This window comes from Streptomyces sp. NPDC005878 (genome assembly GCF_040629815.1).
Taxonomy (GTDB): domain Bacteria; phylum Actinomycetota; class Actinomycetes; order Streptomycetales; family Streptomycetaceae; genus Streptomyces.
On the sequence record NZ_JBEXWK010000019.1, the window covers coordinates 139,448 to 159,604 of the forward strand.

At 70.4% G+C, this 20,157-nt stretch carries 17 protein-coding genes; 8 read left to right on the forward strand and 9 right to left on the reverse strand.

Features of this window, described 5'->3' with window-relative positions; translation table 11 throughout:
- Positions 1 to 76: 76 nt before the first annotated feature.
- The 5 genes from ABZ404_RS25735 to ABZ404_RS25755 all read right to left on the reverse strand — a co-directional run bounded on the left by ABZ404_RS25735 (position 77) and on the right by ABZ404_RS25755 (position 4,600).
- A complete protein-coding gene (locus ABZ404_RS25735; protein ID WP_358833199.1) occupies positions 77 to 1,330 on the reverse strand; it encodes a methyltransferase domain-containing protein in 1,254 nt (417 codons plus the stop codon).
- Between the two features lie 256 nt (positions 1,331 to 1,586).
- A complete protein-coding gene (locus ABZ404_RS25740; RefSeq protein WP_358833198.1) occupies positions 1,587 to 2,015 on the reverse strand; it encodes a hypothetical protein in 429 nt (142 codons plus the stop codon).
- Positions 2,016 to 2,093: 78 nt separating this feature from the next.
- A complete protein-coding gene (locus ABZ404_RS25745; protein WP_358833197.1) occupies positions 2,094 to 2,438 on the reverse strand; it encodes a hypothetical protein in 345 nt (114 codons plus the stop codon).
- Positions 2,439 to 3,075: 637 nt separating this feature from the next.
- A complete protein-coding gene (locus ABZ404_RS25750; RefSeq protein WP_358833196.1) occupies positions 3,076 to 3,723 on the reverse strand; it encodes an NAD(P)-binding domain-containing protein in 648 nt (215 codons plus the stop codon).
- Between the two features lie 64 nt (positions 3,724 to 3,787).
- A complete protein-coding gene (locus ABZ404_RS25755; protein ID WP_358833195.1) occupies positions 3,788 to 4,600 on the reverse strand; it encodes an inositol monophosphatase family protein in 813 nt (270 codons plus the stop codon).
- A gap of 116 nt (positions 4,601 to 4,716) precedes the next feature.
- On the opposite strand from ABZ404_RS25755, the gene ABZ404_RS25760 reads away from it, so the two are divergent.
- Both ABZ404_RS25760 and ABZ404_RS25765 read left to right on the forward strand, forming a co-directional pair.
- On the forward strand, positions 4,717 to 5,661 hold the full coding sequence (locus ABZ404_RS25760) for a LysR family transcriptional regulator (protein ID WP_358833194.1): 945 nt from the start codon (positions 4,717 to 4,719) through the stop codon (positions 5,659 to 5,661).
- Positions 5,662 to 5,728: 67 nt separating this feature from the next.
- Positions 5,729 to 5,962, forward strand: coding sequence for a hypothetical protein (locus ABZ404_RS25765; RefSeq protein WP_358833193.1), 234 nt, complete (start codon positions 5,729 to 5,731; stop codon positions 5,960 to 5,962).
- An 84-nt stretch (positions 5,963 to 6,046) separates the two neighbouring features.
- Here ABZ404_RS25765 and ABZ404_RS25770 read toward each other — a convergent pair whose 3' ends face one another.
- Together ABZ404_RS25770 and ABZ404_RS25775 are read right to left on the reverse strand one after the other, a co-directional pair.
- Positions 6,047 to 6,763, reverse strand: coding sequence for a response regulator transcription factor (locus ABZ404_RS25770; RefSeq protein ID WP_358833192.1), 717 nt, complete (start codon positions 6,761 to 6,763; stop codon positions 6,047 to 6,049).
- Positions 6,760 to 7,617: a histidine kinase gene (locus ABZ404_RS25775; protein WP_358833191.1), complete on the reverse strand. Its 858-nt coding sequence runs from the start codon at positions 7,615 to 7,617 to the stop codon at positions 6,760 to 6,762. Before ABZ404_RS25775 ends, ABZ404_RS25770 begins: the two co-directional genes overlap by 4 nt.
- Before the next feature lie 138 nt (positions 7,618 to 7,755).
- On the opposite strand from ABZ404_RS25775, the gene ABZ404_RS25780 reads away from it, so the two are divergent.
- The 4 genes from ABZ404_RS25780 (at position 7,756) to ABZ404_RS25795 (ending at position 12,783) form a co-directional block, all read left to right on the forward strand.
- Entirely contained in the window at positions 7,756 to 8,466 is a 711-nt protein-coding gene (locus ABZ404_RS25780; RefSeq protein WP_358833190.1) for an ABC transporter ATP-binding protein, read from the forward strand.
- The gene (locus ABZ404_RS25785; protein ID WP_358990919.1) at positions 8,463 to 10,772 is read left to right on the forward strand and encodes an FtsX-like permease family protein; all 2,310 of its coding nucleotides are present in this window, start codon (positions 8,463 to 8,465) and stop codon (positions 10,770 to 10,772) included. The genes ABZ404_RS25780 and ABZ404_RS25785 overlap by 4 nt, the downstream gene beginning before the upstream one ends.
- A 326-nt stretch (positions 10,773 to 11,098) precedes the next feature.
- Positions 11,099 to 11,440 carry an STAS domain-containing protein gene (locus ABZ404_RS25790; protein ID WP_358836374.1) on the forward strand — a complete coding sequence of 114 codons (342 nt, stop codon included), beginning with the start codon at positions 11,099 to 11,101 and terminating at the stop codon, positions 11,438 to 11,440.
- Between the two features lie 176 nt (positions 11,441 to 11,616).
- Positions 11,617 to 12,783, forward strand: coding sequence for a glutamate--cysteine ligase (locus ABZ404_RS25795; protein ID WP_358836373.1), 1,167 nt, complete (start codon positions 11,617 to 11,619; stop codon positions 12,781 to 12,783).
- Positions 12,784 to 12,881: 98 nt separating this feature from the next.
- On the opposite strand, the gene ABZ404_RS25800 is transcribed toward ABZ404_RS25795, so the two are convergent.
- Both ABZ404_RS25800 and ABZ404_RS25805 read right to left on the reverse strand, forming a co-directional pair.
- A complete protein-coding gene (locus tag ABZ404_RS25800) occupies positions 12,882 to 15,014 on the reverse strand; it encodes a prolyl oligopeptidase family serine peptidase (RefSeq protein WP_358836376.1) in 2,133 nt (710 codons plus the stop codon).
- A gap of 119 nt (positions 15,015 to 15,133) precedes the next feature.
- Complete coding sequence (locus tag ABZ404_RS25805; protein ID WP_358836372.1) at positions 15,134 to 16,918, reverse strand: N-acetylglutaminylglutamine amidotransferase; 1,785 nt, start codon at positions 16,916 to 16,918, stop codon at positions 15,134 to 15,136.
- 1,050 nt (positions 16,919 to 17,968) lie between these two features.
- On the opposite strand from ABZ404_RS25805, the gene ABZ404_RS25810 reads away from it, so the two are divergent.
- A complete protein-coding gene (locus tag ABZ404_RS25810) occupies positions 17,969 to 19,156 on the forward strand; it encodes a sensor histidine kinase (RefSeq protein WP_358836371.1) in 1,188 nt (395 codons plus the stop codon).
- 2 nt (positions 19,157 to 19,158) lie between these two features.
- Positions 19,159 to 19,806, forward strand: coding sequence for a response regulator transcription factor (locus tag ABZ404_RS25815; protein WP_358836370.1), 648 nt, complete (start codon positions 19,159 to 19,161; stop codon positions 19,804 to 19,806).
- Positions 19,807 to 20,157 lie beyond the last annotated feature (351 nt).

A 20,157-nucleotide genomic window follows, 5' to 3' on the forward strand; every position in this document is an offset into this window, starting at 1 on the left:
CGCCGGTCGAAGCGCCAGGCGCCATGAAACGTCACGGCGGGGCGGCTTCACCCGCGCCGGGTGCCGCGCCCGTCGGTCAGCGGCTGAGGCGCGGCAGGACGGGTGTCTGCCCGTCGTGGACGTGGACGACGTGCTCACCCTCGGGCGTGATCACCAGGGTGTGCTCGCCAACACCCGGGCATCCGAGGAGCTCCCACCGGGCGTAGGCCGCCTCAGCGGCGTCCCACAGGCGTTTCGGGCCCCACTGACGGACCGTGAACCGGGACGCGTCCGCGTCCTTGCCGTCGTAGTCGATGGCGGCCACCGACTCCTGGTCGACGTGGGCCAGCCACAGCCGCACGGGGGCGTGCTGCCCGCTGGTGTCCCACTCGTAGGAGACGTGCGGGACCGCGATCCCGAGGTGGAAGTCGGCATCCGGGCCTGCGCCGGCCACGCGCCACGGCGACAGTGACGTCGTGCTCACCGCGGCGGCACGGCTCTGCTGTCCCGTGCCATCGGAATCTTGCGTGGTGGCCCCTTCTGATGGCGCGCCAGGGGTGCGCATCGTCATGAACGACCCGAACGGATGGAAGCGGCCCACGGCGGCACCGTCGGCGTACACGTCGAGGGCGAGGGTGCCGAAGGCGGACCAGTCGGAGAACCAGGGGGTGACGATGCGCCCGCCGGGCCGTACGGCTGCCCGCCATGTGTCCGGGACATGGTCGACGGAGAACGTCGCCTCGATGACGTCGAACAACCCCTCCCGGTGGGGGAGTTCGCGGGAGGCGTCGCCAATGACGATTGTCGGCGTGTATCCGGCGCTCTTGAGCGCTCGCCGCGCCCGCTGAACGAGCTGCGGATCAAGTTCTTGGGTGGTGACGACGCTGTCGCCATGCAGGGCGCACAGCAGGGCCGCGTTGTAGCCCGTGCCAGTGCCCAACTCCAGTAACCGGAACCTTCCTTGACCGGTACCGGCACCCGGCGCTCGGTCGACGGCCGTGCCGACGTGGCGGGCGGGGTCGGCCAGCATCAAGGCGCGCACCACCAACGAAGGCATCGAAGCCGATGACGACGGCTGCCCGTCGGTGAACTGGGTGACGAGCGGGGCATCCGCGTACGCCGCCTGCCACCAGGCAGCGGGCTCGCTCTCACGGGTGACCGGCCGCCAGCCGCCCACGCCGTCTCGTGGCCACACCACATCCGGCAAGAACAAATGCCGCGACACCCTCCGCAGCGCATCCTCGTACCGCTGCGGCAGAGGTTCCTCGAACTGTCGGGCGACTTCAGCGACCAGCCCCTGCTCCCCGGAGTCCGGCCGTACGGAGGGGCCGGACTGGCCAGCACTCGTCACAGCAGGGGGTCCTTACTTCGACGGCTTGGGCGGCGGGATCGGTCGGCCCGTCTGCTGCCCGTCATCGCCGATCGGCGAGCGGTGCTTTCCCATCACGGGTTTGGTGTCCATCGGTGCCTCCCCAAGTCCGCACGACGCTTGCCGGATTCTCGGAACCACGCTAGGGGTTCATCCATGGTGATCGGGAGGGCCCAGCCAGTTCAGGTCACCTGTGCGGATGCGCCAGGCGGCAGGGTTGGGGGGCCGGCGGCGGGCCCTAGGACCCGGAGCCCGTCCCCCCGCCTGCCCCCACACCTACGCGTAATCCGAGTCGGACTCGGCCGCCTGCTCTCCCGGCGGATTGTTCCGTCCTGCCCGACGGCCTGTTCCCCACGAACTTCGGGCCGTCGCGTTGCGCCTTGTCCTTGACCCGGTCGAACACCTCCTCGTACTCGCTCTCCGCCAGCCACGCCGGAGGGGACCAGTGGGCGTAGTAGTTCGTGTGCGTGGTCGGTGCGACGATCTGGAAGCCGTGTTGCGCGCCGACGGTCTCGTTGACCGCGTCGATGACCCAGCGACAGGCCCGGCACGGTTTCTTGAAGCCGCCCAGATAGACCGGGGTCACCGATCCGGAGGCCGCCGCGGCCGAACCGTGCGTGTGACCGGGGCGTGTGTGTTCGGCGACCAGGCGGCCCAGCAGGGTCATCTCGCCGTGCACCCTGCTGCCCGACGGCCCGGTCTCACGTGGTGCCCGCCCCCCCCCGGACCGTCACCGCGCCCCAGGTCACGTGCGCGGCCAGCGCCTTGCCGAAGCTACCTGCCACTCGGCGTCCAGGGGTGTCCCGTACTGGTCCAGCGTGAAGGCGTGCAGCTTCCGCGCGTCCTTCGCTAACCGCCTCTTGTCGTCGGCCAGGACGTTGTCGGGGGTCTGGCCCTGGGGCCTTGTCCAAGAAGAGCTGCGCGCCGCTCTCGCCTCGGCGGTGACCGGGTGGTCCGAGTTTCCCTGCACGGTCAGGGTGCCACCCGTCAGGGCGACCGCGAGGTGGGGTGTCGACGCTCCCGCGTTGAGGCGTTTCAGCCCCGAGATCAGCACACGGGCGACACGGTCGAGCATACGGAGCTCAGCCACGCGGCGAGCCTCTCGCTTCGTGCTGTCCAGGCGGTATTCGATCGCTGTCGCGTCCCGCCGGTATCGTTTCTCCCTCTTCGCCCCGATGTTGACTCTCTGCTGCTCGGGTGCAGCGTGGGTCGGCGCCCATTCCCTCTCCTCGTCGGAGGAGGTCTCACTGGTATCCGTCCTGACCTGCTTGTGCGCCGAGCCGCCCTCCAGGGAGTCATCGGTCCGCCGGGGTTTGCCTTCCGCCGGGCCCTTTGGACCAACAGCGCCCTCCGGACTGCCGTGGTGACGACGCCGGTGTCGCACCCTGCCGCTGCTGCGCGATCGCCGGAGCGAGCCGGGCGTTGCCGGCGTCACCCTGGAGCTCGGCCATGCTGTGCGGCGTCACGGCCCCTACAGCCCCGGAAGCCAGGGACGCGGCTGTCTCGTGCGCCGCGTCGCAAGCGACCCCCGCCGACCGGCACCCGAGTCCTCTTCCGGCTCCTCGGACCGCTTCTTCGTGCGCATCGCGCCCCCACTTCCTCCGTCCCTTCCTATACGAGTCCGCGCAGGCAGGACGAGGGGCGAAGGGGAGAACCCAGGGGCCGAATCCTCTGCCCTGAAATACCCGGGCACGTGGGTGGGTACAGCGAATTCAGCCTTGGCGGGATCAGCGGGCCAGCGAGACGGCGAAGGGCTGGAAGCCGTTGCGGCGCAGGATGTGCGGAACCACGAGGATCATGGCTTCGGTGGCGCGGGCCGTGATGATGTCGCCGAGGTCCTCGATCCATGCGGGTTGCCAGCCCAGGTCGCCGAGCAGACCGGTGACGGTCCTCTTCGCGCGTTCGTCGTTGCCGGAGAGATAGGCCGTCGGTGGGGAGGCCAGGGTGTCAGGGGCAGTCATGACCATGTACAACATGGTGTTGAGGGTCTTGACGACCTGGGTGTCGGGGAGAGCGGCCTGGAGTTGCTCGGCCAGGCTGCTGCCGGGGTAGCACAGATCTCCGGGCAGGCCGTCACCGGCGTCGCGGGTCGCGTTGGAGACATCGACGAGGATCTTGCCGGCGAGTTCGGTACGCAAGCCGGCCAGGCGCTCCAGGGCGCTGTCGCCGGGCGTCGCGTTGATCACGATGTCCGCGGTGCGGGCGGTGGTGCGCTGGTCGGCGAAGGAGAGGCGGGAGCTTGTGCCTTCGGCGGCCGGCGCGGGCTTTTCTGTCGGGTTCCGGTGGCCGAGGATGACGTGGTGTCCGGTGGCGGCGAACTTGCCGGCGAGGTTGGTGCCGACGCGTCCGGCACCCAGGATGCCGATGGTGGTCATGAGGTTGTGAGACCGTCCTTGCTGTGTGGGGTGGGACTTGGCGGGAGGGCGGGCCGCTTGGTCGTCAGGCGATCGGTGACAGGATCTTGAGGGCGGCGGCGTGGATGCCGGGGGCGGCGGCCAGGAAGTCGCGGCTGCCCGTATTCCACGGCTCGCCCGCCAGGTCGGTGACGGAGCCTCCGGCCTCGGAGACCAGCAGGGCGCCGGCCACCAGGCCGGAGCGGACATCGGAGAATTGCCAGAACGCGTCCATGCGTCCGGCGGCGACGTGGATGAGCTGCATCGTGGCGGGAACCGAGACACGCACGACCAGACCGTTGATGAGCATGGCGGTGACGGAGTCACCGATCTGCCGGAAGGTGCGCTCGTCCTCGCCCGGTTTGGCCTGGCCGGTGCCGGTGAGCGCGGCGCCCAGGTCGGTCTTGGCGGACACCTTCAGGGGCCGGTCGTTGAGGCGGGCGCCGCCGCCCGCAACTGCGGTGTAGGTGTCACCGGTCAGCGGCAGGTGCACGACGGTGAGTACCGGCTGGTTGTCACGGACCAATGTGGCGGTGACGGCCCAGTCGTCCATGGCGTGGACGTGGTTGATGTTGCCCTCGGCGGGGTCGACGATCCACCACTCCCCCGACGGGAGAGCGCCGCCGGCCAGCTCGTCCTCGGCCCACTGCGATCCTCGTCGGGCTCGCAGCAGCGGCTCCCGCAGGACGTCCAGCACCGCGTCGTCGTTGGCGTGGATCTCGTCGACGATCTCGTCCAGACTCACGCCCCGGGTGTGCGCGGTGTAGCGGTCGCGCAGCGTGAGACCGGCGGTCTTCACCGCGGCGGTCACGTCGGACAGGAGCGTCGTGTCGGCGTCGAAAGGCATGGCTGTGCTCATGGCGGACTTCCCTGGGTTGGTTGCTGCGAGGCGGCTTGTCCCGCACCCGCACTTCGAAGGTAGATGCCGCGACAACTAACAACAAGTGCATGCTATTTACTCGTAGAGTTACTCGCATGCAACTGGATCTGAACCTCCTCACCGCTCTGGACGCTCTGCTGGAAGAGGGCAGCGTCGCCGGTGCCGCCGCCCGTCTCCACGTCACCGCACCGGCGATGAGCCGCTCCCTGGGCCGCATACGCAAGGCCACGGGTGACCAGATCCTGGTGCGCACCGGCCGCAGCATGGTCCCGACCACCCGCGCGCTCGCCATGCGCGCACAGGTCCACGCCCTCGTGCAGCAGGCCCATCAGCTCATGTCCGCGCAGCAGGAGCTCGATCTGGCGGGTCTGGAGCGGGTGTTCACCGTGCGCTGGCATGACTCCCTGATCGCCGCGTGCGGCACCGCTCTGATCGCCGCCGTCCACCGCCAGGCACCTGGCGTCCAACTGCGCCTGCCCGCCGAACCCGGCACGGATGGCCCCGAGCTGCGCCGGGGCGAGGTCGACCTCGAATCAAGCTCCAGCCGGCCCACGCTCCCCGACATCCGCCACCGCCTCGTCGGCAAGGACCGGCTGGTCGTCGCGGTCCGCCCCGGCCATCCGCTCACCGAAGGCACCCTGAGCCTCGAGCGCTACGCGGCCGCGGAACACCTCACCGTGTCGCGGCGTGGAAGCCTGCACGACCGGATCGACGACGCCCTGACCACGTACGGGCACGAACGCCGTGTCATCGCGGCCGGTCCCACCGCTGCCTTCGCTCTGCAACTGGCCCTCGGTACTGACCTGGTCGTCACCCTTCCGGAGGCGGTTACCCGTGCGGCCCGCGACCAGCTCGGTCTCGTCACGCTGCCGCTTCCGCTTCCGGTGCCCGACGTCCCCCTGTACCTGCTGTGGCACCAGCGCTACGACGACGACCGCGCCCACGCCTGGCTGCGCGAGACGGCCGTCGAAACCATCGAGGCACTGTTCGCGCCACCGACCGCCTCTGCACAGTCCCGCGCCATCCCGACCGGCCAATGACGACTACGCCGGGGAGGAAGAGCCACACCTCCCCAACGCCGGACACGCAAACGTCTCTTGGGAGTGGATGATGGCAATTGCCGCCGCAATCAGGAAGGTTGGCGAGAGCGCGCAGGAAGCGCGCTACTCGTTTTCGAACGGAACCGATCCGGAACGTTTTTTGATCCTCGACAAGGCCAACGAAAAACTCCGTCCTGAAGACGGCATCGAGGACGTCGTCTACCGGGCCGTTGCGCGGAAGATCGCCACAGCCTGGAGCCGGGAGGGGACGGCCCCGGACCGACTGACAGTGAACTCCTGAGCCTGACGTCCTGGCCTGTCGGCGCTCGGCCGGGAAAGCCGGAAAAGCCGGGAAATGCAGTCTTCGGAGTGCGCGTGCCGGCTATCAGCGGGGAGGGGAGGTGCCAGCAGCCTCGCCCGGTGCGACGAGGCCGGTCTCGTAGGCGAGGACGACCGCCTGGGCCCGGTCGCGCAGGGTCAGCTTGGCGAAGATCCGGGCCACGTGGGTCTTCACCGTCGCCTCGCTGAGCGTCAGTTCCCGCGCCAGTTCCGCATTGGAAAGACCTCTCCCCATGAGTGTCAGCACCTCACGCTCGCGCGGTGTCAGCGCGGCCAGGTCCCGGTGGACGGCCGGAGTCGCCGGGCCCTGACCGGTTCCGGGGGCGCCGGAGGCGAAGCGCTCCACCAGGCGGCGGGTGATCGAGGGGGCGAGCAGCGCGTCTCCGGTGTCGACCAGGCGTACGGCGGCGGCCAGATGCGCCGGGGTGACGTCCTTGAGCAGGAATCCGCTGGCCCCGGCTGCGAGGGCCGCGAAGACGTAGTGGTCGAGGTCGAAGGTGGTCAGCATGATCACCCGGCAGTCCGGGACCTGCGCGAGTATGTGGCGGGCGGCTTCCAGGCCGTCCATGGTGGGCATCCGGATGTCCAGGAGTACGACGTCGGGCCGCAGTCTCCGCACGGCTGCCACGGCCTCAACCCCGTCCCCGGCTTCGCCCACCACATCGATGCCGCGGGCGCTCAGAATCAGGCGGAAGCCGGTGCGTACCAGCTCCTGGTCGTCGGCGATCACGACGCGCGGGGCGGACGCGGTGTTCGTCGTCATGGGCGGTCCAGCGGGATCCGGGCGCGGACGCGGTAGCCGCCGCCGAGACGGCGGCGGGCGTCCAGGTCGCCGCCGTACACGGCGACCCGCTCGCGCAGGCCGATCAGCCCGCGTCCCGTTCCGTCCGCCCGGCCCGGCACGGGCTCTCCCGGCGCGGGCTCCTCTACCGGCGCGGGCCGGCCGCCCGACAGGATGCTCGGTCCGCTGTTCAGCACCTCGACGCGTAGGGAGTGGTCCGCGTATCGCACCGTCACCTCGGCTTTCGCTCCCTCTGCGTGTTTGAGGGCATTGGTCAGGGCCTCCTGGATGATCCGGTAGGCGGTGACATCGATCCCGCTCGGCAGCGGGCGCGGTTCGCCCGAGACGCGCATCTCCACGGGCAGGCCGGCAAAGGCGATCCGGTCGATCAGCGGGCTGAGCCGGCTCAGGCTCGGCTGCGGTGACAGGTCGACGTCGTAGGGCTCGTCGTCGCCGTTCTGCGCGGGCGCGAGCAGGCCGAGCAGGTGCCGCAGCTCGGTCATCGTGTTCCGCCCGGCGGTCTCGACGGCGCTCATCGCCGCCGCGGCCTCGTCCGGCATCGTCGCCAGCACCTCACGGGCGGCGCCGGCCTGGACCACCATCACACTCACGTTGTGGCTGACGATGTCGTGGAGTTCGGTGGCGATCCTGGCCCGCTCGGCGTCGACCGCGGTCCGCGTCGCGCTCTCGCGTTCGCGCTCCAGCAGCCAGCCGCGTTCCTCGAGGGCCGCCCGGTGCGCCCGTCGCGCCCGTACCACCGCCACGCCCAAACACCCGGCGGCGCCAACCGCCGCCGCCAGGGCGATGACCAGCCAGACCGTCCCGGACCCCCACACCGGACCATCTTCGCAGGTGTACGGCGCGCCCCGCATCAGCCCCCGTACGCTCCCGTGTACATCCCCGGGATGACCCGCCCGGACGGATACATCCGGGGGGTGACGCCCCGTCCGGGGCTCCGCCATAGGTTTCTGGCCATGACAACTGATCACGACAGCGCCCGGCAAACGGTGGTGCGGCTGGACAACGTGCACAAGGAGTACGGCGACGCGAAGGCCCTGGACGGTCTGTCGCTGGAGATCGTGGCGGGAGAAGCGGTCGCCGTGATGGGCCCCTCCGGCTGCGGCAAGTCCACCCTGCTCAACATGGTGGCGGGCCTGGACCGGCCCACTTCGGGCACCGTCGAGGTGCACGGTCATGACCTCGGGAAACTCAACGAGACCGGCTTGGCCCTGTTCCGGCGGCGCAGCGTCGGCATGATCTTCCAGTTCTTCAACCTCATCGACGATCTGCCCGTCCTGGACAATGTGGCACTGGCCGCGCAACTGACCGGCACCCCGGCCCGGCAGGCCCGGCGCCGTGCCCTGGAACTCCTGGACGAACTCGGTGTCGCCGAGCGAAGGAACAACTATCCGGCCACGCTCAGCGGAGGGGAGCGCCAACGCGTCGCCGTCGCCAGGGCGTTGATGAACCGTCCTGCCCTGCTGCTTGCCGACGAGCCCACCGGTGCCCTCGACAGCCGGTCGGGTGAACAGGTGATGGATCTGCTGATCGACCTCAACCAGATCGGCCAGACCCTGCTGATCGTCACCCACGATCCGCAGCTCGCCACCCGCTGCGCCAGCCGCCTGATCGAAGTCGCCGACGGCCGGGTCGCCCGCGAGAGCACGCTGGAGGCGACCGCGTGAGCGCCGTATGGAGAGCCTCGCGCGCGGCCGTGAAACGCCGCCGGCTCCAGACCTTCGTCATCGGGCTCGTCGTACTCTGCTCCACCACGACCGTCCTGCTCGCGCTGGCGCTGCTCGGCGCCGCCTCGGACCCTTTCGACAAGGCCTATGCCGCCCAGCACGGCGCTCACACCGTGGCGACCTTCGACGCCACGAAGGTCTCGCGGGAGCAGTTGGCGAGGACCGCCCGGCAGCCCGGGATGGAGGCCGCGGCCGGACCGTTCGGACAAGCCGTCGTCGACATCCCCAAGGACTGGCTCTGGATGGCGGGCGGCACCCTCACCGTGGTGGGCCGCTCGGATCCGGCGGGCCCGGTGGACCGGATCGAACTCCTGGAGGGCCACTGGGCCACCGCGCCCGGCGAGATCGTCGTCAACTGGTCCGCGCAGGGCTCCCCCGGCACCGCGCTCCTCGGTACCGAACTGAAGACCCCCGGCGGAACGACGCTGACCGTCGTCGGATTCGCCACCAGTATGAGCAAGTCGGCGAGCGCCTGGGTCTCGCCCGAGCAGGTGGAGGCACTGCACCCGGCCTCCGCCCAGATGCTGTACCGCTTCACGGACGCCTCGACGCAGTCCCAGCTGACCGCCTCACTGGCCCGGGCCACCACAGGACTGCCCAAGGGCTCGCTGACCGGCACGCAGACCTACCTCACCCTCAAGGACGCCTTCTCCGCGCTCGCCGACTCCTACCTGCCGTTCATGACGCTCTTCGGCATCCTCGGCCTGCTCGTCTCCACCCTGATCGTCGGCAACGTGGTCAGCGGGGCGGTCGTCTCGGGATTCCGGCACATCGGGGTGCTCAAGGCCCTGGGCTTCACCCCGAACCAGGTCGTCGCCGTCTACCTGACAATGCTCTCCGTACCCGCGGTGGCGGGCTGCGTGCTGGGCACGCTGGCCGGCAACGCGCTGGCCCGTCCGATCCTGAAGGTCGCCTTCACCGGCATCGACGTGGGCCGGGCCTCCATCGGCGACGTCAGCCCCTGGGTGTCCGTGGCCTGTCTCGTCGGTATGCCCGCCCTCGTCGTGCTGGCCGCGCTGGTGCCCGCCCTGCGCGCCCACCGGCTGCCCGCCGCTCGGGCGATCAGCGCGGGTGGCGCGCCGCTGACCGGGCGCGGCCTGCGCGTCCAGCGGGTGCTCGGCGCCACCCGGCTGCCGCGCCCGGTCAGCCTGGGCCTCGGCCAGCCGTTCGCCCGCCCCGGCCGCACCCTGCTGACCATGGCGGCCATCGTCCTGGGGGTCACCACGGTGACCCTGTCGACCGGCCTGACCAGCACGATGGTGGCGTACGACAACGCCGGGCGGGAGGACGCGGGCGCCAGGATCCATGTGACGACCGGGGGGCCGGGCAGCGACCGGACCCGGCCGCGGCTCAGCGACCCGCAGATCGAGCAGGAGCTGAGGTCCCTGCCGGGCGCCAAGGGAGTACGGGCCCGCGCGCTGTCCCAGGTGAACATGACCGGGCAGACCCAGCCCGTCTTCGCCGACTTCTACCGCGGCGACGATTCCTTGTACGAGCACACCATCGTCAGGGGCCGGGCACCGGCCGCGGCGGGTGAGATCGTGGCGGGGCCCGCGTTCCTGACCCAGCGCGGCCTGAAGCTCGGTGACCGGGTCACGCTGGAGCTGAACGGCAGGAAGATCACCGCGACCGTCGTGGGTCAGCTCATGGAGGGCAACGCCCGTGCCCTGGAGGCTACTTGGGCAAGTCTTGGCCAGCTCTCCCCAGGCGCCCATGCCACCGAATACACGGTGCGGCTCGCTCGTGGCGCCGACGCGCGCGCCTATGCCGAGGCGGTCGCGGCACTCGACCCGGGCCTACAGACCTCTGTGCTGGTCTCCGGCAACGCCGGCACCGCCACCGTCATCGCCTTCTCGACGGTGTTCACGGTGCTGCTGACCATCGTCGCGTCGCTCGGTGTCTTCAACACCGTGCTCCTCAACACCCGTGAGCGGCGCCGGGACCTGGGCATGCTCAAGTCGATCGGGATGACCCCCCGGCAGGTGGTGGTGATGACGGTGACCTCGGTCGCCGGTCTGGGCGCGGTCGGCGGGTTGCTCGGCATCCCGCTCGGGATCGTGGCGCACCGCCTGGTCGTGGACCACGTGGGGGTGGTCGACTTCCCCACGTACATGAAGGACGTGTGGCACGCGCCGCAGCTGGCGGCGATGCTCCTGGCGGGTGTGGCCATCGCCGTCCTCGGCTCCCTGCTCCCTGCCCGGTCGGCGGCCCGGATGACCATCGCCTCGGTGCTGCACACCGAGTAGGTCACCCGTCGGCACCAACGCGCCCAGCACCGGCCCGCCCGCGGCCGCCCCAGCTGATGACCAGGGTCGTCATCGGCTGGGGCAGCTACGGGCGGGCCGGTGTTCGGCAGGCGTACGTGATGACCGGATATCGCCGTCTGAGGCCCCGCGGGTCCACTGTGCGACAATGGACGGACACGAGACCGACCGGCACCGCTAGTGCCGGTCTTTGGGTTCTGGGCGTTGCCCCCTTTCAGGGCATCCAGCTCCCGCCATCGTCGGCCCGCCCCTCACACAGGGCGCTTCGCCCTTGGGCTCCTCACCCCCGAGAAGGGGGCTCGCCCACCATGCACTTCACTCTGCGGATCGACGGCACCACCGCCCACGTCACCGTGCACGGAGAAATCGACTACGCCACCCTGCCCACGCTCCGCGCCGCCGCTGCGGGGCTGCCGCAGCAGGTGACCGAGCTGGTCTGGGACCTGCACGATGCCCGCTTCATGGACGTCGCGGGCCTCCACCTGCTCTTCGAGCAGCCGTCACCCCAGGGCCCGACGCGCAAGACGACCGTCACCAACCTCGCGCCCCAGCCACTGAGGCTGCTGCTGCTCGCCACCGAGGTGAATCCCGCTCTCGAACTCGCCCATCTGCTCCCCGACGCACCCCCGGCCAACCTGCTCGACGACTGAGAGGGATCCGGGACGGGTCGCGTCCTCTTCGGCCCGGCGTGTGGCCCACGGGAAGTGCGGGCTCAGCAGGCACGATGAGGGCATCGGGAACGGCGCGGGCGTCCGCCATGGGGGCGCGCGACAACGTTCGACAGGGTTTCCCCGCGACGGCAGCGTCGCCGGAAGGAAGGTCTTGGATGACGACCGTCGGCGTGGAAGAGGAGTACATGCTGCTCGATCCGGCGACGGGCCGGCTGGTGGCGCTGGCCGAAAAGGTGCGTGCCGCCGCCGGGCTCGAGCCCTTCGTCACCACCCAGGAGATCCAGTCGGAGCTGCTCCAGGCGCAGGTCGAGGTGGCCACGCCGGTGTGTGACTCGCTGGAGGAGGTCGGCGGTCATCTGCTGCGTCTGCGGCTCGCCGTGACGGGGGCGGCGGAGGCATACGGCTGCCGCGTCATGGCCGGCGGGACGCCACCGCTGCGGCAGCCGTTGCCGGTGCCTGTCACGGACCAGGTCCGCTACCGGGCCATCCAGCGGCAGGCACCGCAACTGGTGGTCGAGCAACTGGTCAACGGCATGCACGTCCATGTCGCCGTACCCGACCGGCCCATGGGGGTCGAGGTACTCAACCGGATCCGCGTATGGCTGCCGATCCTGACCGCCATGGCGGCAAACTCTCCCTTCTGGGACGGACGTGACACCGGTTTCGCGAGCTGGCGCACCGTGGTGTTCGACCGCTGGCCGGTCAGCGGTCTGCCTCCCGCCTTCGCCGATGGCGCGGACTACGACGCACGGGTGGAGCGGCTGCTGGCGACCGGGGTCATCCGGGACACTCGCCAGCTGTACTGGCAGGCGCGCCTCTCCGATTCCTACCCCACCATCGAAGTGCGCAGCCTGGACGTGCAGTTGCGCGCGGACGAGGCGGTGATGTTCGCCGGGCTGGTACGCGCCCTCGTCGTGACCGCCATGAACGAGGCCCGGGCGGGGGTCGCCTCCCCCGGCCTCCCTCCCGAGCTGGCGGACCTGGCGATGTGGCAGGCCGCACGCTACGGGCTCGGCGGCGAGCTGGTCCTGCCCACAGGGGAACCCTGTCGGGCCGGTGAGGCCGTGGCTAGGCTGACGGAGTACGTGGGGCCTGCGCTGGAGGAGGCGGGCGACGGCCGTGAGATCGCCTCTCTCGTCGATCGGCTGCTGCGGCAGGGCACAGGAGCGGACCGCCAGCGCCGGGCGCTGGAGTCGGGAGGCCTTGAGGCGGTCATCGACCTTCTGACCGAGGCGGAGTCGGGTGCGTGCGGCGAGGTGACCTGGCGGGACGGGCCCCAGGGCGACTGTTCCGGCCTCGGGGAGCCTCGGTACAGCGGTTGACGCTCAGCGGCCGCACCCGGCCGCCCTGCACCTGCTCGCCGAGCCTCACACCACCACGTCGGCACGCTGGTTACGGGTGTCTGAGCGCGCCGAGGTGGTCAGGTGCGCAGATACCGTTCCATCCAGTCGGCCACGGTACGGCGGAACAGCCGACGGTTGTCCGCGCGGAGGAAGTCGTGGCCTTCCTCGTGCAAGGTCAGGAGCTCGGCGGGCACACCGCGTTCCCGGGCCGCCCGGACGAACTGCTCGGATTCTCCCGGCGGCACATTCGTATCGTGTTCGCCGTGTACAGCGAGCACGGGGACGCGCAGCTTGTCGATGCGACTCATCGGGGACAGGGCGCGCAGCAGCGGGCGGTCATGTTCGGGATGCCCGTACTTGTGTGCCGCGGACTCCGCGATCCACGGCTCCGTGCCGGCGAAGAACGTCAAGAAGTCGGACATGCCGCAGACGGCGACCCCCGTGCGGAACAGGTCGGGGTGCCATACGAGCGAGGCGAACGTCAGGTAGCCGCCGTAGGAGCGCCCCGTGACCGCCAGCCGGGCCGGGTCGGCGAGGCCCGCCGTGATGAGGTGGGCCGCGCAGTCCGCGACGTCGTCGAGAGCGGCGAAGCGGCCGCTGCCCAGGTCGGCGTCGACGAACGACCTGCCGTGCCCGGAGGAGCCGCGGACATCGGGAGCGAAGACGTCCAGTCCTCGGCCGAGCAACTCCTGGTAGAGCGGGTTGAACACGGGCCGTTCCTGTTCCTCGGGACCGCCGTGCAAGTGGATCACGCACGGTGTCCGCTCCCCCGCCGCGCTCCCCGGGGCCTTGTAGTACCAGCCGCTCAGGGGCAGTCCGTCGCGTGCGGCGAAACGCAGGGGGACGGGCCGTACCGGCGGGCCGCCCGGCGCGACGGCGGTTACGTCGCGGGAGGACCAGGGCGTGCGCGACAGGGAGCCCAAGGACCCCGAGGACCCCTCGTCATGAGCCCACCACACCCCCGGACGGCGCTGCGAACCGGACAGCGCAAGCAGGAGCCTGCCGGGCCCTGCCAGGGTGACGCGTGTGACGACCTCGTGGGGAAGGGCCAGCGGAGTGACCGGGCCGGTCTTGCCCGGGCCCGGGGCCGCGTCGGCCGGGAACGTTTCCACGACTTCGGCTTCGCTCGCGCCTTGCATGTTCCATACCAGTACGGCTGTACGGCCGTCATGGTCCATCGCGAGCAACTCCAGGTCATGGCCCGCGCGTTCCGCCACCACAGAGCTGCCGCGGGGCCCGCCGTCGGCGCCGAGGGCGACCGCGAACAGCGCCGCGTACTCCCGGTCCGCGTTGCTGCGCAGCCACAGGGTCGACCCGTCGGGTGAGAACCGGCCGATCCATGGATCCTCGTCGGCGACGGGCACCGTATACGTTCTCGCGCAGTCGGCCGTACGCCAGACGATCCCCTCGCGCCGCCCGCGTGGCCCTCTGCGCAGCAGCGCGAGCGTCCCGTCATGGCTGAGGTCGCACACGCGCAGGGACGCGGCGCCCAATTCGCTGACCAGCAACACCGGAGAGGTGTGGGCGTCGGGGTCGATCAGATAGGCCGACAGGGCCCCGCCCGCCTGGGCCGTGGAGGGTGTGGTGGCCGGCGCCGCGAGATCCGGGTGGTCGGGTGCCGGAGGCGTCCCAGGTGGGGTGAGGAGCCGGTCCTCCCCCAGGAGCGTCGCCCGCCCGTCCCGGTCGGCCCGGTGCGCTCGTAGAGAGGTCGTGAGTGAGGTGGTGACCGAGGTGGGTGACGGCGGCGCATGGGCCGGGCGGACGGCCGTCAGGCGGACGGCCGGGGCGGCGACGGTCACGGCGATGGCCGAGCCGTCGTGCGTCCAGCAGCCCAGATGGGCGGAGCTGCCCGGATCGGCCCCGGCCAGGACACGGCGGTCGGAACCATCGGGCCGCACGCACAGCACGCGCGTGTGTTCACCGCCACCCGGGGAGGCGGTGTACGCGATCCAGCGGTTGTCCGGGGACCAGGACACTTCGGTGACGGGTTCCGCCGAGGAGTCCAGCAGCCGGGCGTCGTCACGGTCCACGGACGCGACCCACAGCTGCGGCACTCCGCCGCGATCGCAGATGAAGGCCACCTGGGTACCGTCGGCGTTGGAGCTGGGATACCAGCATCCGTGCGTGCGCAGCACGGTCACCGTGTCGCGCGGACCGCTCGCCTCGGGCAGCAGCACCGGCGTGGGATCGAAGTCGACCGCCCCAGGCATGCGCGCCGCCGAGATGCCGGGCGGCTGGAGGGCATCCACCGCAGCGCCGGTGGCCCCTGAAGGAGGAGCGGCCGTCCTGTCGGGCAGCACCTGCCAGGACCGCGACCACGGCTCGCCGGTCATGTGATTCCGTGCGTCTGCAGCCATATCTCCAGCAGGGCCACCTGCCACAGCGCGTTGTTTCCGCGCCTGGTGCGGTGTTCGTCGGGCGACGCGAGCAGCTCAGCCACGTATGCCTCCTGGAACAGACCGCGCCCCTTGGCCTCGGGTGCCTCCATCGCCTCGCGCACCCGGTCCAGAACGGGGCCCGCCATATGGCGGATCGCCGGTACCGGGAAATACCCCTTGGGCCGGTTGACGATCTCGCGGGGCAGCAGCTTTCGGCCGGCCTCCTTCAGCACACCCTTGCCCCCGTCCGCCAGCTTGAGTTCCGGTGGGCAGGCCGCGGCCAGTTCCACCAGTTCGTGGTCGAGGAACAGCACACGGGCCTCCAGTCCCCAGGCCATGGTCATGTTGTCGACCCGCTTGACCGGATCCTCGACGAGCATGACGTGCGTGTCCAGCCGGAGAGCCGCGTCCAGCGCGGTCTCCGCCCCGGGCACCGCCATGTGCTCCTCGACGAAGCGGCCCGAGACGTCCTCGGTCGGCAGCATGTGCGGTTGCAGGACCTGTGCGAGGTCGGCGTGCGCACGGTCGAAATACGTCTTGGCGTACCTCTCCGCCTCGTCCTCGCGGGCGACCTCCGCCAGTTCCGGGTACCAGTGGTATCCGGCGAAGACCTCGTCCGCCCCCTGCCCGCTCTGGACCACCTTCACCTCCTTGGACACCTGCTCGGAGAGCAGATGGAAGGCGACCACGTCATGGCTGACCATCGGCTCGCTCATCGCCGCCACAGCCGCGTCCAGATCCGCCGACACGCGATCCGAGGGAACCAGCAACTGGTGGTGGGCGGTGCGGAACTCGCGGGCGACCAGGTCGGAGTACCGGAACTCGTCGCCCCTCTCACCGCCCTCGGTCTCGAAACCCACGCTGAACGTCATCAGGTCGTGCTGGCCCTCGTCGGCCAGCAGCGCCACGATCAGGCTGGAGTCCAGTCCACCGGAGAGCAGGACTCCGACGGGGACATCGGAGACCATCCGGCGGCGCACCGCGGTACGCAGGGCGTCCAGCACCGCGTCACGCCATTCGTCCGGGGACATACCGGCGTACTCGGGCCGCCGCGTGTACGAGGGCTGCCAGTACCGGTGGTCGCGGTACGTCCCGTCCGGCTCCACGACCCGCACGGTGGCCGGTGGGAGCTTGCCCACGCCCTTGAGGACGGTGCGCGGTGCGGCGACGGTGGCATGCCAGCTCAGGTACTGGTGGACGGCGACCGGGTCGAGGGAGGTGTCCACGTCTCCGGCGGCGAGGAGGGCGGGCAGTGAGGAGGCGAACCGCAGACGGCCCGGCGTGCTCGCCAGGTACAGGGGTTTGATGCCCAGCCGGTCACGAGCCAGGATCACACGGCCGGTGCGGTGTTCGGCGAGGGCGAAGGCGAACATGCCGAAGAAATGCTCGACGCAGGCCGTCCCCCACTGCTGGTAGGCCTTCAGTACCACCTCGGTGTCGGACGTCGACTCGAAGCGGTGGCCCATCCCCCGCAGTTCCTCGCGCAGCTCCCGGTAGTTGTAGATGCAGCCGTTGAAGACGCCGGTTATCCCTCCCTGGGCGTCGGTCATGGGCTGACTTCCACGGTCCGACAGGTCGATGATCTTCAATCGGCGGTGCCCGAGGGCCACCGCGCCGCTTGTCCAGATTCCGCGGCCGTCGGGTCCACGAGCAGCCAGCTGCTCACTCATGCGCTCCACGGCCGCGAGATCGGGGCGCTCACCGTCGAAGCGGACTTCGCCACTCAGACCACACATCGCGGTCCGCCTCCCTGGCAGGAGACCTGCTTCGTTCGCGGGAGGACAAGTGCCGACTCACGGTGCCGGGGCATTCCCCTGCTGATGCCCATGTTCAAGGTCACTCCTCGGGCCTTACGTCGTACTACCGGTAGTTATCCCCGGCCGACGCGACTTTTCGCGATGACGACCGGGTGCCCGGCACACACGCACGTAACCCCTCCGCCAACTTTCGGGACACTCTGCCCCACAGATGACCATCAGCCCCCTGCTTCGCCCGCACGACACGGACGACACGGACGGCTGAGCCGGAGGCGAGCAGCCGTGGGCGGCCTCGGGTATCACCCATGTGGGTGTACTGGATGGGCACACGGAAGCGCGGGACGCGGCAGGTCAGGGCGCGGACCTCGGGGCCGATCCGCTGTTCGGCTCATCCAGGGAGCGCGCCAGACCTCGATGGTGTCCAGTGGTCCGCAGTGTCCCTGCCGGGTCATCGCGGGCCGAGGAAAGGTGTTGCACCGTGCATCTGCGTTCTCGTCACAGCCGTCCATTGGTGCCGCTGGTTCTCCTTGCGACAGCCGGATTCGTCGCGGTGGCACCGGGCGCCGCGGCCGCCCCACACGCGACCCCTACCGTTACCGCAGTGGCCGCTCAGGACCCCCCGCCGAACCCCGTCTGCAACGGCACCCCGCTAGCGACCACCCCGATCTGCGCTTCCCCAGGGGTGCAGCCCCCGGAAGCCACCCCGCAGCCCCCGGAAGCCACCCCGACGACGCCTCCCGTGCCGCAGACCCCCTCGCCGGATGGGGACCCCCTCTGCACGGGCCCACTCGCGAGCACCCCGATCTGCTCTGCCCCGGGGACGACACCCCCTCACCGGGAGCCCGCTGACGACCGGCCTGCCTGGAGGCTGATGACGGCGTGCTTTCCCCCCTCCTTCGCCTCTCTCACCTGAGGCCGAACCGGGCCACCGATGTGCCCAGGCCGGTCGGGACCATCCGCTCTCGCATCGGTAAGCTGATCAACTCGACCGCGGGCCCCGCAACTCCCCCACGAACGAAGTGAATCAGCGTGAGTCAGTGGCAGCAGCAGCCGGGTGGCCAGCTCATCCAGGACCGTACCCTCCGCTGGAACCTGGCAGCCTGGATCCTCTTCGGTCTGTTCCCCCCGGCCATCGCCGTGCTCGACGCGTCGGCGGCCCGGACGGGCTGGATGTTCGGCCTGCTCGCCCTGATCGCGCTAAGCCACGGCGCCGTTCTCGCCCGGCCGGGCAACTCCGTCCTGACTCCGCGCATCTACCTTGCCGTCCTCCCCCTCGTCCTTGGCGCGGCGTCCTACCTGTTGAACGGTGGCGCCGCCTTCTACGTGGTGTCCCTGCCGCAGTTCTGGCTCTTCACCCGCACTCCGGCGGACGCGATCAGGCTCAGCGGGGCAGCAGCGGCGCTCACCGTGGCCGGCGGCACGCTCGGCCAGGGCTGGAGCCCGCAATTCCTCACCGGGAACGCGGTGTCCACCGTCGTCGCCTACGTCGCGGGGGTGAGTCTGGGACTGTGGATACACCGCTTCGTCGGCCAGAGCAACGAGCGACAGGAGCGACTCACCGCCGAACTGACCGTTGCCCAGCAGGAGTTGGCCGCCGCGTATCAGCGGCAGGGCGCCGCCGAGGAGCGTGAACGGCTCGCCCGGGAGATCCACGACACCCTCGCCCAGGGCTTCGCCTCCATCGTGGTGCTCGCGGAGGACGCCCGCGCCGCCACCGTCACCGACCCGGCACGCTGCGCCGCGCAGCTCACCTCCATCGAGCAGACCGCGCGTGAGAACCTGGCCGAGGCCCGGGTACTCGTCGGCTCCGCCCCCGTGAGCGGCGTCGCGGCCGGATCCCTGGCGGCCACCCTGCGCAGGACCCTGGACCGTTTCGTCCAGGACACCGGACTCACCGTCACCGCCGAACTGCCCGACATCGACCTGGACCAGCGCACACGCGTCGCCCTGCTGCGCTGTACGCAGGAATCCCTCGCCAACATACGCAAGCACGCGGATGCCTCCGCCGTCGGAGTCGTCCTCTCCGAGCGCGCGGGCGGTGTCGAGCTGGAGATCACCGACGACGGTCGCGGGTTCGTCGTCGAGGAGTCCCGTGGGTTCGGCCTCGACGGCATGCGCCGACGGCTGGCCGAACTCGACGGCGAACTCACCGTCACCAGCTCCCTCGGGGACGGCACCCTCGTCCTCGCCTGCCTTCCCACGCACAGTCAGGACTGACCGTGACCGACACACCGTACGGCCGTATCCGGGTGGTCGTGGTCGACGACCACGCCGTCATGCGCGCCGGAGTCATCGCCCTGCTGGCCGACGAACCCACGATAGAGATCGTCGGTGAGGCGAGCGACGGTCGCGAGGGCGTCGGCCTCGTCGAGCGGCTCGCCCCCGAGGTGGCCCTCCTCGATCTGCGCATGCCGGTCCTCGACGGTGTGGCCGCCACTGCCGAGATCGTCGCCCGGACGACACCCACTCGGGTGCTGATCCTCACCACCTACGACACGGACGTGGAGATCGAACGAGCCGTTGAGACCGGTGCCGTCGGCTACCTCCTCAAGGACACCACCCGCGAGCAACTGGCCGATGCCATCCGCTCGGCGGCGCGCGGTGAGACGGTCCTTGCACCCAAGGTCGCGGAGCGTCTCGTAGCCCGCATGCGCCGCCCCGAGCCGGTCGCGCTCACTCCCCGCGAGCGGGACGTGCTGCGCGCGGTCGCCGACGGTTTGTCCAACGCCGAGATCGGCCGTCGACTGGTGATCGGGGAGGCCACGGTGAAGACGCATCTTCTGCGGATCTTCGCGAAACTCGACGTCAGCGACCGCACACGCACCGTCGTCATCGCCCTGGAACGTGGACTCCTCGCACACTCCTGAGGTCCCGACGTCCTGGGCTTCACCGCGCTGATCCTGAGGTCGTTCGTCTCTGCGAACCCAGTGGAGCGTCCTCGGCGGCTCTGATGTAGACCGTACGTACTGCGTTCCATTCGGGCGGGCGACCAACAAAGCACCGGCCCCGCAGAGCTGGAGGCGCAGGGTCCCAACTGCTGCCCCGTGCGGAGCCGGTGCGCCGTACACGTACCCCGCCTTGCGCCCGATACGCCCGGGCCATCCCCTACTTCGGGTGAAAGGTGACGTGGGTATGGCGTGGGGCCCGGCCGAAGACGGCCGGGCCCAGCCCCAGCCCGGTCAGGGCAGGGCGGACGGACTCGACCTTCCCCCGGCAAC